The following is a 12,406-nucleotide window of genomic DNA, read 5'->3' on the forward strand; positions in this document are numbered from 1 at the left end:
AAGCAGCCCCCGCGCTGGGTGGCGTCAATCGCCAAACATCTTTTGCTTGAGTTCGCGGCGCTGCTGCGCCTCCAGCGACAGCGTGGCGGTGGGCCGCGCCAACAGCCGCCCCACGCCAATGGGCTCGCCGGTTTCGTCGCAGTAGCCATAGTCACCGGCGTCAATGCGGTTGATCGACTGCTCGATCTTCTTGAGCAGCTTGCGTTCGCGGTCCCGGGTGCGCAGCTCCAGGGCGTGCTCTTCCTCGATCGTGGCGCGGTCGGCTGGGTCGGGCACCACCACGGTGTCTTCGCGCAGGTGTTCGGTGGTTTCACCGGCGTTGCTGAGGATGTCGTTCTTGAGCGCCACCAGCTTCAGGCGGAAAAACGCCATTTGCGTATCGTTCATGTAGTCATCGTCCGACATGGCGATGACTTCCTCGTCGGTCAACTCGGCCACCGGCTTTTTCTTCCAGTTGTTGGCCAGCTTGGGGTCTTTTTTGATGGCCGAGGCCAGCGGCGACACGATGGGTTGCACCGCCGTCATCTGGGTAAAACTGGCTTTGGCCGCAGTGGAGGCCACCGACTGCGCCATGGAAGGCACAGTCAGCTGCGCCAGCCGTGAGGAAGGACGGCCCGAGCGCACCGGCACACCCAGCGGTGTGAGTTGCGCCACAGCGGCTGGTTTGACCGCAGCCGCGGACTCTGTGGGTTTCGGGGCTCTGGTGAATTTGGGAGTGGAAGTCACGTTTTCAGTTTGATCGAGAGTGGTCACGGATAGAGGCTTCTTTGGGGAACGGGATGGAATGGGTTGCGGCACCGCAGTTGCTTTGGCAGGCTCCGCCTTTTTGACCGCTTCCACTTTTTTGGCAACCGCTGTTTTGGCAACGGCGGGTTTCGCCGCTGGCTTCACATGGGCAACAGGTTTATCTGCTGGTTTGGCAACCGGTTGGCCGACTGATTTGACAGGGGTTGCTGGAGACGCGACCTCACCCTTTTTGATTGGAGCCGCTTGAATGGCTTTGGCAGCAGGTGCTGGCTTGGCGGCAATAACCGCTTTGGCGGGTACAGCTTTCTGTTTCACGACTGGCGCTTTCACAGGTGGTCTCCTGGCGGGTTTTTTATGAGCTTTTGAAGAAGAAGTGGGCGCTGGCGCCGCTGCTTGCAACCTGGTTGCGCCGGTTGGCGCTTTCTCATCGGCGCGCGAGTGTACTGGCGCAGCCTTCGAAAAACCCATCAGTTGCAAAAGCGAGACAAACATCACTCTTCCTGGGTGCGGTTAAAAGACAGGCTCACACAAGGCTTTGCTCCATACCTTGCAGAAAAATGTCTTGTGGCAGGTCGATACCGATAAACACCATTTTGCTACAACGTTTTTCGTCCGGACCCCAGGCCGGGCCCAGGTCGCTGCCCATCAACTGGTGGACACCTTGAAAAATCACCTTGCGGTCGGTGCCCTTCATATAAAGAACACCTTTGTAACGCAACATGCGCGGGCCGTAGATGTTGACCACCGCGCCCAGAAAGTCTTCGAGTTTGGCCGGGTCAAACGCACGGTCCGAGCGAAAGACAAAACTTTTCACATCGTCGTCATGCACGTGGTGATGGCCGTGCTGGTGCGACGGGTGGTTACAGGCCTCGCCCGGCGCATGGTCGTGACCGGCGTGGTCATGGCTGTGGTCGTCTTCTTTCAGGAAGTCCGGGTCGATGTCGAGCTTGGTATTGAGGTTGAAACCGCGCAGGTCAAACACCTCGCTCAAAGCCACCTCGCCAAAATGCACCGCCTTTTGTGGCGCGCGCGGGTTCATGTGGCTCAGCCGGTGCTGCAGTTCAGCCACGTCCTCGGCGGGCACCAGATCGGTCTTGCTGATGAAAATCTGGTCGGCAAAACCCACCTGGCGGCGCGCTTCCTGGCGGTCGTCCAGCTGCTGGTTGGCGTGTTTGGCGTCCACCAGCGTCAGGATCGAGTCCAGCAAATAACTCTCGGCGATCTCGTCGTCCATAAAAAACGTCTGCGCCACCGGACCGGGGTCGGCCACGCCGGTGGTCTCAATCACCACCCGGTCAAAGTCAATCAGGCCCTGGCGCTTTTTGGCGGCCAGCAGTTGCAGCGCCTGGCGCAAGTCCTCGCGGATGGTGCAGCAGATGCAGCCGTTGCTCATCTGGATGATCTGCTCCTTGGCGTCGGTCACCAGGATGTCGTTGTCGATGTTTTCTTCACCAAACTCGTTTTCGATCACGGCAATTTTCTGGCCGTGGGCCTCGGCCAACACACGTTTCAAGAGCGTGGTTTTGCCGGAACCGAGAAAACCGGTGAGGATGGTGGCAGGAATCAGTGACATGGTGCGCAGGCGGGTTGGAAGGCAGCGAGTGTAACGACCCAGCCCAGCGCGCCTACTTACGCATGACCACCAACCCTTTGAGGTACTCACCCTCGGGAAAATGGATCGTCATCGGGTGATCCGGCGCACCACCCATGCGCTCGTGGATGTAGCCATCGACCCCGGCATCACACCCTGCCGAGGCGACAATTTTGTGGAACAGATCCGCACTGATGCCGCCCGAACAACTGTAGGTGAACAACACGCCACCCGGCTCCAGCAGCTTGAAAGCCAGCCGGTTGATGTCTTTGTAAGCCCGCGCGGCGCGCTCGGCATGCGCTACGGTGGGGGCAAACTTGGGCGGGTCGAGCACGATGGCGTCAAACGTGCGGCCCTGTTCGACGAATTGACGCAGCGAGGCATTCACATCGGCGTCCATGAAACTGGCGCGCTCGGGCGCCAGGCCGTTGAGCGCCACATTGGCCGCTGCCTTGGCCAGCGCCGGGCCGCTGGAGTCGATCGAGGTGACATGGGCCGCGCCGCCTTGCAGAGCGGCCACGGTGAAACCGCCGGTGTAGCAATAACAGTTGAGAACGCGCTCAACTTTCAGCCGTTGGCAGTAGTTAAAAAAGCGTTTGCGGCTGTCGCGCTGGTCCAGGTAAAAGCCGGTCTTGTGGCCTTCAGCGATGTTCACCGCGAGCTGCCAGCTGTGTTCCTGCAGCAGCAGGTCAACCGGTCCGGTGCCGCGCAGCCAGCCCGTGGCTTCGGGCAGACCTTCCAGGGCACGGCTGCTGGCGTCGCTGCGCTCATACAGCTTGGTCAGGCCCGTGGTGGCCAGCAGCGCGTCCGCGATCACGTCTTTCCAGCGCTCGACCCCGGCGCTGGTGAACTGCGCCACCAGCGTGTCGCCGTAGCGGTCCACAATCAGCCCGGGCAGCCCATCAGATTCACCGTGGATCAGGCGCACGCCGTTGCTTTGGATGTCAAACCGCGCTCTGGCCTGGACCGCCTTGGCACAAGCCGCTGCAAAAAACGAGGCATCGATACGTTGGGCCTCATCAAAACTCCAGATCCGGGCGCGAATCTTCGAGCTGGGGCTGAACGCTGCCCAGCCCAGAAACTGCCCCTCGGCAGATTCCACACGCACGGTTTCGCCCGCATCCCCACCGCCTTTGGCGATGGCTGATTCAAATATCCAGGGGTGCCGACGCAGAAGCGAACGCTCCTTGCCAGCGCGCAAACGGATCGATTTCAAGGTAGGCAATCAGTTGGGGACAGAGCAAAGTTCGCTTCGCGTAACGCTTGGTCGGTCCCGCATTTCGAAATCGGTTGGGGACAGAGCAAGCTCACTTCGTGTAGCCTTGGTCTGTCCCAAAAAAAATCAGTAGGTGATCGCCATGGACGGCACGTCCACGCGGATCATCGGTTTGCCCAAAGCGGCACTGACCGCGGCCACATAACCGGCGACCCATTGGGCGTCATTGAACAGGGTGGTACCAGCGGCCTGCGTCACCACCAGCACCTTGTCGGCGGTGAGCACCTTGCCGCTGGCGCGCAGCGGCTCGCACTCCAGCTCGATGAATTGTTTGTCGAGCCAGGCCCGGGCGACATCGTGGGCCAGCGGCACGCCCTCGGGCACATGAAAGGCAAATTCGACCCCCTTGTCCAACACCACGCTGATTTGCTTTTGCATAAGGTTCCTGTAGATGTAATTGACGAACAGACCGCTATTTTGAACCACCCGGCTTGAGGCGCGCGCGCGGGTGCGCGGCGTCATAGGCTTGGGTCAGGTGGCCAAAGTCCAGCCGGGTATATATCTGGGTGGTGCGAATGTTGGCGTGGCCGAGCAATTCCTGCACACCGCGCAGGTCACTGCTGGACTGCAGCACATGGCTGGCGAACGAGTGGCGCAGCATGTGCGGGTGCACCGGCGCCGCCAGCCCGGCTTGCAAACTGCGCGCACGCAAGCGTTTCCAGACCGACTGCGCCGACAAGCGCGTGCCGTTGCGACCGATAAACAGCGCCGGTTGCGGCGCCACTACGGGCCCAGCAACGCTGTGGCCGGACGGGTTGGTCACCGTTGGCAGGCCCTGCCCACGCACCACCAGCCAGCGCTGCACCGCCAGCACCGCCTGCGTGCCCACCGGCACGATGCGCCGCTTGTTGCCCTTGCCCAGCACGTGCGCCTCACCGGCCTGCAGGTCCAGCCAGCCACGCGCACTGGCGCTGGCCGCCACGTCCAGCCCGGTGACCTCGGCCAACCGCAGGCCGCCGCCGTACAGCAACTCGACCAGCGCCGCGTCACGCGCTTCCAGCCAGGGGTTGGCGCGCTCGTCCTCGAAATTGGCGAATTGCACCGCCTGCGCCACCGCCAGCGCTTTGGGCAGCGGTTTCGATGCTTTGGGGGCCCGCACATCCAGCACCGGGTTGCTGGTAACCAAGCCCTCACGCCCCAGCCAGGTGTAAAAACCGCGCCAGCCCGACAGAATCAGCGCGATGCCCCGGCCACTGCGACCGCCACTGTGCATCTGCGCCACCCAACGGCGGATGTGGCTACTCTGCACCTGCTGCAACGCCACCCCGGCCAACGCAGCGTTGTGGGCCAGCTTGTCGAGATCCAGCGTGTACAGCGCCACGGTGCGTTCGGCTAGCCGCTTCTCAAAGCGCACATGGTCCAGGTAACGCTGCACCAGCGGGTCGGTCATGGGACGGCCAGACTTGTTTAGCGCAGGCGTGACAACGCGGCGCTGGCCAGTTCGGCAATCCGTGCCAGAAACTCGGTGCCCATGGTGCTGTTGAAGCGCTGCGCATCCGGCGAGGCCAGCACCAGCAGACCAAACGCCGGGGCCAGCCCGCCGTGTGCCCCGGTCGCTTCCGGCACACCACGCAGCGGCAAAATCGCCAGTGACACCGCTGCCTGCGGCTCGGGCAGCCAGTTGATGGCTTCCAGCCCGGTGTTGACGCCACAGAACGGCTCGGTCAGCGAGGTGGCAAACGATTTGGCGTCGTCACTCACGCCCCCAGCAAACGCGTAGCCCTGGTAAGGCGGCGCCACGCCCCAGACCTTGATACCGACTTGCGGCACCGAAAACTGGTCGGCCAACTCATCGGCGATCAGTTGCGGCAGCGCCTGCGGGTCGGTGTTGAGAAACAGCGTGCGCGCCCATTGCAGCAGCTTGTCGGACAACACCATGTTTTCATTGACGTTGCGGATCATGTCCATGATGCGCTGTTCCAGCATACGAATTTTCTCGCGCAGCAGCGTGGCCTGGCGCTCCTGCAGGCTCACCGCGCGCTGGCTGTGCGGGCTGGACAGTTGCACCGCGGCCAGCAATTCGGCATGGCGCTCAAAAAAGTCGGGCGTGTTGGCCAGGTAGTTGGCAATGTCGTCTTCGGTGATGGGGCTGCCGATGGCGCTGGGGAATTGGGTGAAAGTGGTCATGCTTGTCTTCAGTTGGGGAGTTCAATATCGCCGTCAAACACCACGGTGGCCGGGCCGGTCAACATCACCGGGGCGTGGCCGCCCTGCCAGGAAATCGTCAAGGTGCCGCCGTGGGTGACCACATCCACCGTGGCATCGAGCAGCCCCAGGCGGATACCCGCCACCACCGCGGCGCAGGCGCCGGTGCCGCAAGCCAGGGTTTCACCCGCGCCGCGCTCGTAAACACGCAGGCGGATAAGGCTGCGGTCCAGCACCTGCATGAAGCCGACATTGACACTACGCGGGAACGCGGGCAGCTGCTGGATCAACGGGCCGTGGGTGAGCACCGGCGCGGTGTCCACATCGTCCACCAGCGTCACCGCGTGCGGGTTGCCCATGGACACCAGCGCCACTTTCACAATAACAGCCTGCCCTTGCAAATCAACAGCCAACGGCCACTGAGACCAGGCGCCAGAGGGTTCTGCCTGCCAACCGCTGGCTTCAAACGGCAGGTGGGCCAGTTCAAAGTCCGGCGCTTCCATGTCGACCGTGACACGACCGTCAGGCTGCATCTGGAGTTGCAACACGCGGTTCATGGTCTGCACGGTGACCAGGTCTTGGGTGCTCAAGCCCTGGCGGCGCACAAAGGCCAGGAAACAACGGGCGCCGTTGCCGCAGTGCTCCACCTCGCCGCCGTCGGCGTTGTGGATGACGTAGGAAAAATCGATGCCCGGGGTGGTGGAAGCGCGCACGGTCAGGATCTGGTCGGCACCGACACCAAAGTGGCGGTCGGCCAGAAAACGGTAGTGTTCGGGCGTGAGGCCGTAGCGGGTTTGTGTTTCGTCCAGCACCACAAAATCGTTGCCGGCGCCTTGCATTTTGGTAAAGGGGATGCGCATGGCGGCATTATCTATGGTGCGTTGGGGCTGGGTGGCCACTTGCGGGGGTGTCGTATCCAGCCGATCCGTTTGAAACGCACGCTTTTAACACCTGGCATTTCGGCTTTGACCCGGGACGCGGGCCGGGCAGATGCCGGGGGCTCATGACGCTTCGCTTTTTGAAATCGCCCCCGACCTCCGCCCAACCCACGTCCCTGGCGCTTCGGGTGTGCGGCTCGCCCACGCCATGCCGTATTGCGTTTCTTCATGGATGGTTGCCACGCATTCCTGCAGGTCGACTGCGCCGCCACCTCAGTTCTTCGCTGTTGTCCCGTCACAGCGTCTCGCTATCATTTGCCCATGCCCCGTCCCGCCCAACAACTTCACCCCGCCCGCGAGCCCGCCCCAGCGCGCCTGGCCGCCACTGTTTTGCTGTTGCGCGACACACCCGATGGACTGGAGTTGCTGATGACGCGGCGCTCGGCCACGGCCAGTTTCGTGCCCGGTGCTTATGTGTTTCCTGGCGGCGGGGTGGACGCTGCCGATGCCCAGCACCATCACCTGGCCACGCGGCGCCCCGGCCAGAGCGACAGTCATCTGACCGAGGCCATCGCCGCCATCCGCGAAAGCCTCGAAGAGCTGGGTGTGCTGCTGGCGCGCCATACCGATGGCCGCTGGGTCGACCAGACCGACATTGACGCGATGGACCGCCAACGCGACTTTTTCACCCAATGCGCCACACGCGGCCTCAGCTTGGCGGCGGACGAGGTGTTTGTCTTGGCCCGCTGGATCACCGACCGCGACCTGGCCAAACGCTTTGATGTGCCGTTTCTGGTGGCGCGCATGCCCGAGGGCCAACACCCGGTAGCCGATGAGTCCGAGCAGTTCGAGCCGGTCTGGCTGCGCCCGGCAGATGCCCTGGCGCGGCATGCGGCGGGCAATTTCTTCATGATTTTCCCGACCATCCGCACATTGGAGCGCCTGCTGGCCTTTGACAACGTGGCGGCTGTGTTGCAGGCCTGCGCCGAGAGTGAAGAGCCGCTATGGACCAGTTGCCCGCGTGCCGGGCTGATGGGTGGACGCGAGGTGCGCTACATGGAACACGAGATGCCCTTTGGCGAACTGGCGCTGGTGTGCCCGCACGGCCAGATCGTGCACCCGCTGGACTGGCAAAGTGAGCGCGCCGTGCCGCTATTGAAAAACGTGCAGCGCCTGACCGCACCCAACCCCGGCGCCATGACCGGCCCGGGCACCAACAGTTATCTGGTGGGCGACCCGGCCACTGGTTACATCGCGATTGACCCCGGCCCGGCCGATGCCGAGCACTTGGAGAAACTCTGGCGCGCAGCGGGTGGCGACATCCGCATGATCGTCTGCACCCACTCGCACCCGGACCACGCGCCCGGCGCACGGCCCTTGCAGGCGATGTGCCTGGTCAGCGCCCAGGCAGCGGGTCGCAGTGCACCCCCGATACTGGGGCTGGCCAGCGCCCCGACCGCACGCGCCGCCAGCGCCTTCACCCCGGACCGCGAACTGGCCCAGCACGAAACCTTGCACCTGACAGCGCCCGGGCTGGACGACATGGACGCCGCGGCCACCGGGCACACGCTGCAAGTCATCCACACCCCGGGTCACGCCGCCAACCACTTGTGTCTGGTGCTGCTGGAAGACGGTTTGCTGTTCAGCGGTGACCACATCCTCAACGGCAGCACCACGGTGGTCGACCCGCCCGATGGCGACATGAACGACTACCTGGACTCGCTGGATCTGCTGAGCCGCCATTGTGTCGAGCTCGGCGTGAAGTTCATCCTGCCCGCCCACGGCTATGTGATCGGCGGGCCGGATGACGAAGCGCTGGCAGCCATCGCCCGCCTCAAAAGACACCGCCTGCAGCGCGAGGCCCAAGTGATGGCGGCCATGCAGGCGCTGCCCGATGGCACGCCCGACGACTGGCTGGCGCTCGCCTACGCCGATGTGCCCGAGCGCATGTGGCCGGTGGCCAAACGCTCGCTGCTGGCGCACTTGGCACGCATCGCCTCCCCGGCTCGCTACTGACCGCGGTCTGCCCGCACCGGCATGTCACGCGGGTTAACATGCCCGCATGACCCAGCCCCGCCCTCCGCGCACCCCACCCGCAGCCCCCGCACGCCCGACACTGCGGGTCCCGACCCGCGCGCCTTCAAGCACCCAAGCGCCCCCAAACCAATCAGCCAACGCCCCCGCTCGCGCGTCGGCACCCACGCCCACGCGCAGCGAGCCACCCCGGCGTGGGCAACCGCCTGGCCCAAGCACCGCATCGGCACCGGCCCGCGCCACACCCAAAGTGCGGGCACGGCCCAGTCCCAATCAGCGGATGGGGCCGCGCCCTGTCGCGCCTGTCACGAAGCCCGTGCCGGTTGGCGAACGCCTGGCCAAACGGGTCGCCGCACTGGTCAACTGCTCGCGCCGCGAGGCCGAGCAAATCATCGAAGGCGGCTGGGTGCAGGTCAACGGCCAGGTGGTGGAAGAACCCATGGTGCGGGTGCTGGACCAAACCGTGCGGGTCGACCCGCAAGCCAACCCGATGGCGCTGGCTGAGGTCACCCTGCTGCTGCACAAACCACCCGGCTGGGAAGCGATGGCGCCACCGGGCGCCGCCAACCAACGCGTCAAACCCGCGCAGACCTTGCTGCAAGCCGCGACCCACTGGGCGCAAGACGAGTCCGGTGAGCGGGTGCTCAAACGCCACTTTGCCAAACTGAGCGCGGGCGTGCCGCTGGAAACCGCCGCCAGCGGGCTGGTGGTGTTCACACAGGATTGGCGCGTGCTGCGCAAGCTGACCGAAGACGCTGCCGTCATCGAGCACGAATTTATGGTGGAGGTGCAGGGCGAGGTGTCGGCTGAACAGTTGCACCGTCTGAACACGCCGGTAGCCAGCGCGCGGGACACGCTGCCGCCGGTCAAGATCAGCGTCAACAGCACCAGCGAGACATCGACCCGGCTGCGTTATGCGGTGAAAGGCGCGCACCCCGGGCTGGCGGCTTATGTGTGTGAACGCGCCGGGCTGCAGATTGTGAGCATGAAACGCCTGCGCATCGGCCGCGTCACGCTGGCGCATCTGCCGGAGGGGCAGTGGCGCTACCTGCAGACCCACGAGCGCTTTTAGCCGCTATTTGAGCAGCGCCTCACCCTCCACCTCGTCACTGAGCGGCGGAAAACGGCAGGGGTCGGGCAGGTTGTAGTGCCACCACTCATGCGGGTGGTGCACCCAGCCCGCAGCGGTCATCACGTCCAGCAGCAGGCGACGGTTGTGTTGCGCCAGCAAAGGGATGTCGGTGCAGCCGTGGCGGGATTGTTCGGTCATCTCGTCAAACGCGGTGCCCATGTCCAGCGGCGTGCCGTCGGCGTGGTTCAGCGTCAGATCGACCGCCACGCCACGCGTGTGCATCGAACCGATGCGCGGGTCGGCCACAAACCTCGGGTTGGGCAGCGCCCCCCACAAGCGCCACTGCGCGGCCGACGGTCGGTAGGCATCCAACACCCGCAGCCGCAAGCCTTGCGCCACCGCCAAGTCGGCGGCGCACACCAGCGCGGCCAGGGCGTCCTTGTGCAAAAAGGCGATGGCATGGTGGTAAATGACCTGCCCGGTAAGGTTGTCGGGCGTGGCATACCGCAGGTCGATATCGATCGCTGCGTGCTTTATTTTTTCTAGCGGCATACGTTTGCTCTGTATTTTCTGGGGGTCGATTAAACACTGAAGAGTTGACCACGTGCCGCATCGGTGATGGCCAGCACACAGGGGTGGGTGATGCGGCGCTCCACCGACACCGCATAAAACTCCTCCACCAGCTCGTCGGTGCGCCCCATGCACACCACGCCAAATTGCGCACAGGTCTCGTCGTCCAACACGCTGGGCGTCATGAACACACCCTGGCCTTCACGGCCAAAAGCCTTCATCAGCGCCGCGTCGTCAAACTCGCCCACCACCACCGGCGCCAGTCGATGCCGCGCAAACCAGCCCTCCAATTGCCGCCGCACGGACGAGGATGCCCCAGGCACCAGCATCGGCATGCCATCCAGACAGGCCGGAAAGTGGCCATGGATGCGCGACTTGAGGCCCGGCGCGCAGAAAAAACTCATCGCACTGCGACCCAACGAATGGTTGAACGCTTTGACACTGACCCGCCGCGGCATCGGTTCATCGGCAATCACCAGATCCAGCCGGTGCAGTGCCAGCGCAGCCAGCAACTCATCAAACGTGCCCTCGCTGGCCAGCAGCTTGATCGGCTGGCCAATGGCAAACGCGGGCTCCAGCAGCCGGTAAGCGATGGATTTGGACAACGAGTCGGCCACGCCCACCCGGAAGTCCAGCCGCTTCTGGGTGCTGCGTGTCTGGCGCAGCGCAGTCTCCAGGTCTTGCCCAAGACTGAAGATCTGGTCCGCATAGCCGAGCGCCAGGCGGCCATGTTCGGTGAGCTCCAGCTGGCGCCCGTTTTTGCGAAACAGCGCCCGCCCCAGCCAGTCTTCCAGCAGCTTGATCTGGCCTGAGAGCGTCTGCGGCGTGGTGTGCAGCTGCTCGCCCGCGCGCATGATGCCACCGGCACGGGCTGTCACCCAGAAATAGTAAAGATGCTTGAAGTTCATGGAACAGACCTCATGTGCGACGCTGATTGTTCGTATTAATCGAAGTTTAAATGTCTTAAATACGAATTTACGCGAAGTGAGTTGAACTTTATAGTTCGAACCGTGTCACTTTGACAGACACTGACAGGAGTAATAAAGATGCGTTTAAGTACCAAAGGTCGTTTTGCCGTCACCGCCATGATTGATGTCGCCCTGCGCGAAAAACTCGGGCCCGTGCCGTTGTCCGACATTTCGGCACGCCAGCAGATTTCTCTGTCTTACCTGGAACAAATGTTCAGCAAGCTGCGCCAGCAAGGTCTGGTGCACAGCACCCGCGGCCCCGGCGGTGGGTACACGCTGGGCCACCGCACCGACGCCATCACCGTGGCCGACATCATCAGTGCCGTGGAAGACCCGGCGCCCAAACTGCAGGGCGAGGAAGCTGCAGCCAAAGACATGGCGCAGGATTTGTGGGACTCGATGAACGCCAAGGTGGCCGAATTCATGCAGTCCGTCACGCTGCGCAGCCTGGTGCTGGAGCAATTGGCCAAAGGCGTGAAGATCGAGCAAAAGCCGGCGCCCAACCGCGGTGTGTTCAAAAAACCCAGCCTGCAAACCGTGCGCACCAACGCGCCGAACTCGGTGTTTGCACTGGGCCAGTCGCTGCTCGCACGCGGCTGATCGGGCTACCGCCCCATAGCGCCCGGGCCAGGCGCTACGAAAATAAAAGTGTGAAGCCCACCGATAAGCCGGATTCTGTGCGTCCGGGTTGCCCCGGACGTGACTGCCATTAATCTGGGCCACTGATCACTCAGTGGCTCGGTGCTACCTACCCGCCAACTCCGGGGGCCCCGTCAACGTTGGCCTACTTGGTATTGCTGCGCGTAGAGATTGCCCGTTTCACCCGCAACAGGTTGCCCCGTTGCGACTCGTCTCTGTTGCTCTGATCCTCACCTTATAACCTTGCGGTCTTTCAGTGGACAGCCGTTAGCTGCTACGCTGCCCTATGCAGTCCGGACGTTCCTCCAGTGCTCTGTTTCCAGAATTGCACCAGCGACAGTCTGGCGGGCTTCACGATGGGATTATCGGGGCAATCGGGCCCAAGCCGTGTCCACCTGACGGCATAAGCATATAACCCGATGGACAGAACAACTGGTTCAAAATAGCTGTATCCACCCCCACCGCGTGACTTTTCAAGGAGCCCTG

Annotated in this window: 12 protein-coding genes and 1 other RNA gene; 3 read left to right on the top strand and 10 right to left on the bottom strand. The window is 63.3% G+C overall.

The genetic code is table 11. The features are described 5' to 3' along the window. Nucleotides 1-24: 24 nt before the first annotated feature. The 7 genes from dksA to dapF form a co-directional block, all read right to left on the bottom strand. Nucleotides 25-753 carry an RNA polymerase-binding protein DksA gene (dksA, locus tag LHU53_RS19865; RefSeq protein WP_227332317.1) on the bottom strand — a complete coding sequence of 243 codons (729 nt, stop codon included), beginning with the start codon at nucleotides 751-753 and terminating at the stop codon, nucleotides 25-27. Nucleotides 754-1,270: 517 nt separating this feature from the next. Then, nucleotides 1,271-2,320, bottom strand: a complete 1,050-nt coding sequence (locus LHU53_RS09050) for a GTP-binding protein (RefSeq protein ID WP_227332318.1) — start codon at nucleotides 2,318-2,320, stop codon at nucleotides 1,271-1,273. Between the two features lie 52 nt (nucleotides 2,321-2,372). Then, on the bottom strand, nucleotides 2,373-3,554 hold the full coding sequence (locus LHU53_RS09055; protein WP_227332319.1) for a class I SAM-dependent rRNA methyltransferase: 1,182 nt from the start codon (nucleotides 3,552-3,554) through the stop codon (nucleotides 2,373-2,375). A gap of 126 nt (nucleotides 3,555-3,680) precedes the next feature. Then, complete coding sequence (locus LHU53_RS09060) at nucleotides 3,681-3,992, bottom strand: hypothetical protein (RefSeq protein ID WP_227332320.1); 312 nt, start codon at nucleotides 3,990-3,992, stop codon at nucleotides 3,681-3,683. Between the two features lie 34 nt (nucleotides 3,993-4,026). Next, nucleotides 4,027-5,004 carry a tyrosine recombinase XerC gene (locus LHU53_RS09065; protein WP_227332321.1) on the bottom strand — a complete coding sequence of 326 codons (978 nt, stop codon included), beginning with the start codon at nucleotides 5,002-5,004 and terminating at the stop codon, nucleotides 4,027-4,029. Nucleotides 5,005-5,021: 17 nt separating this feature from the next. Then, nucleotides 5,022-5,741, bottom strand: a complete 720-nt coding sequence (locus tag LHU53_RS09070) for a DUF484 family protein (RefSeq protein WP_227332322.1) — start codon at nucleotides 5,739-5,741, stop codon at nucleotides 5,022-5,024. Between the two features lie 8 nt (nucleotides 5,742-5,749). Then, nucleotides 5,750-6,619 carry a diaminopimelate epimerase gene (gene dapF / locus LHU53_RS09075; RefSeq protein ID WP_227332323.1) on the bottom strand — a complete coding sequence of 290 codons (870 nt, stop codon included), beginning with the start codon at nucleotides 6,617-6,619 and terminating at the stop codon, nucleotides 5,750-5,752. A gap of 339 nt (nucleotides 6,620-6,958) precedes the next feature. Between dapF and LHU53_RS09080 the strand changes: the two genes are divergently transcribed. Together LHU53_RS09080 and LHU53_RS09085 are read left to right on the top strand one after the other, a co-directional pair. Further along, the gene (locus LHU53_RS09080) at nucleotides 6,959-8,653 is read left to right on the top strand and encodes an MBL fold metallo-hydrolase (protein ID WP_227332324.1); all 1,695 of its coding nucleotides are present in this window, start codon (nucleotides 6,959-6,961) and stop codon (nucleotides 8,651-8,653) included. A 334-nt stretch (nucleotides 8,654-8,987) separates the two neighbouring features. Further along, entirely contained in the window at nucleotides 8,988-9,743 is a 756-nt protein-coding gene (locus tag LHU53_RS09085) for an RNA pseudouridine synthase (RefSeq protein ID WP_370632263.1), read from the top strand. A gap of 3 nt (nucleotides 9,744-9,746) precedes the next feature. Here the strand turns inward: LHU53_RS09085 and ddpX are convergent, their stop codons facing one another. Together ddpX and nhaR are read right to left on the bottom strand one after the other, a co-directional pair. Continuing rightward, nucleotides 9,747-10,295 carry a D-alanyl-D-alanine dipeptidase gene (gene ddpX / locus LHU53_RS09090; protein WP_227332326.1) on the bottom strand — a complete coding sequence of 183 codons (549 nt, stop codon included), beginning with the start codon at nucleotides 10,293-10,295 and terminating at the stop codon, nucleotides 9,747-9,749. Nucleotides 10,296-10,324: 29 nt separating this feature from the next. Continuing rightward, complete coding sequence (nhaR, locus tag LHU53_RS09095) at nucleotides 10,325-11,221, bottom strand: transcriptional activator NhaR (RefSeq protein ID WP_227332327.1); 897 nt, start codon at nucleotides 11,219-11,221, stop codon at nucleotides 10,325-10,327. A 138-nt stretch (nucleotides 11,222-11,359) separates the two neighbouring features. Here nhaR and LHU53_RS09100 point away from each other — a divergent pair, with 138 nt between their 5' ends. After that, a complete protein-coding gene (locus tag LHU53_RS09100) occupies nucleotides 11,360-11,881 on the top strand; it encodes an Rrf2 family transcriptional regulator (RefSeq protein WP_227332328.1) in 522 nt (173 codons plus the stop codon). A gap of 48 nt (nucleotides 11,882-11,929) precedes the next feature. On the opposite strand, the gene rnpB is transcribed toward LHU53_RS09100, so the two are convergent. Beyond that, an RNA gene (gene rnpB / locus LHU53_RS09105) (RNase P RNA component class A) lies at nucleotides 11,930-12,273 on the bottom strand. Nucleotides 12,274-12,406 lie beyond the last annotated feature (133 nt).

Source organism: Rhodoferax sp. U2-2l, from assembly GCF_020594515.1.
Classification (GTDB): domain Bacteria; phylum Pseudomonadota; class Gammaproteobacteria; order Burkholderiales; family Burkholderiaceae_C; genus Rhodoferax.

Coding starts and splice junctions, on each gene's coding strand:
- LHU53_RS09070 (WP_227332322.1), bottom strand. CDS start 5,741: ATGACCACTTTCACCCAATTCCCCAGCGCCATCGGCAGCCCCATCACC.
- LHU53_RS09050 (WP_227332318.1), bottom strand. CDS start 2,320: ATGTCACTGATTCCTGCCACCATCCTCACCGGTTTTCTCGGTTCCGGC.
- LHU53_RS09100 (WP_227332328.1), top strand. CDS start 11,360: ATGCGTTTAAGTACCAAAGGTCGTTTTGCCGTCACCGCCATGATTGAT.
- ddpX (WP_227332326.1), bottom strand. CDS start 10,295: ATGCCGCTAGAAAAAATAAAGCACGCAGCGATCGATATCGACCTGCGG.
- nhaR (WP_227332327.1), bottom strand. CDS start 11,221: ATGAACTTCAAGCATCTTTACTATTTCTGGGTGACAGCCCGTGCCGGT.
- LHU53_RS09060 (WP_227332320.1), bottom strand. CDS start 3,992: ATGCAAAAGCAAATCAGCGTGGTGTTGGACAAGGGGGTCGAATTTGCC.
- LHU53_RS09080 (WP_227332324.1), top strand. CDS start 6,959: ATGCCCCGTCCCGCCCAACAACTTCACCCCGCCCGCGAGCCCGCCCCA.
- LHU53_RS09065 (WP_227332321.1), bottom strand. CDS start 5,004: ATGACCGACCCGCTGGTGCAGCGTTACCTGGACCATGTGCGCTTTGAG.
- dapF (WP_227332323.1), bottom strand. CDS start 6,619: ATGCGCATCCCCTTTACCAAAATGCAAGGCGCCGGCAACGATTTTGTG.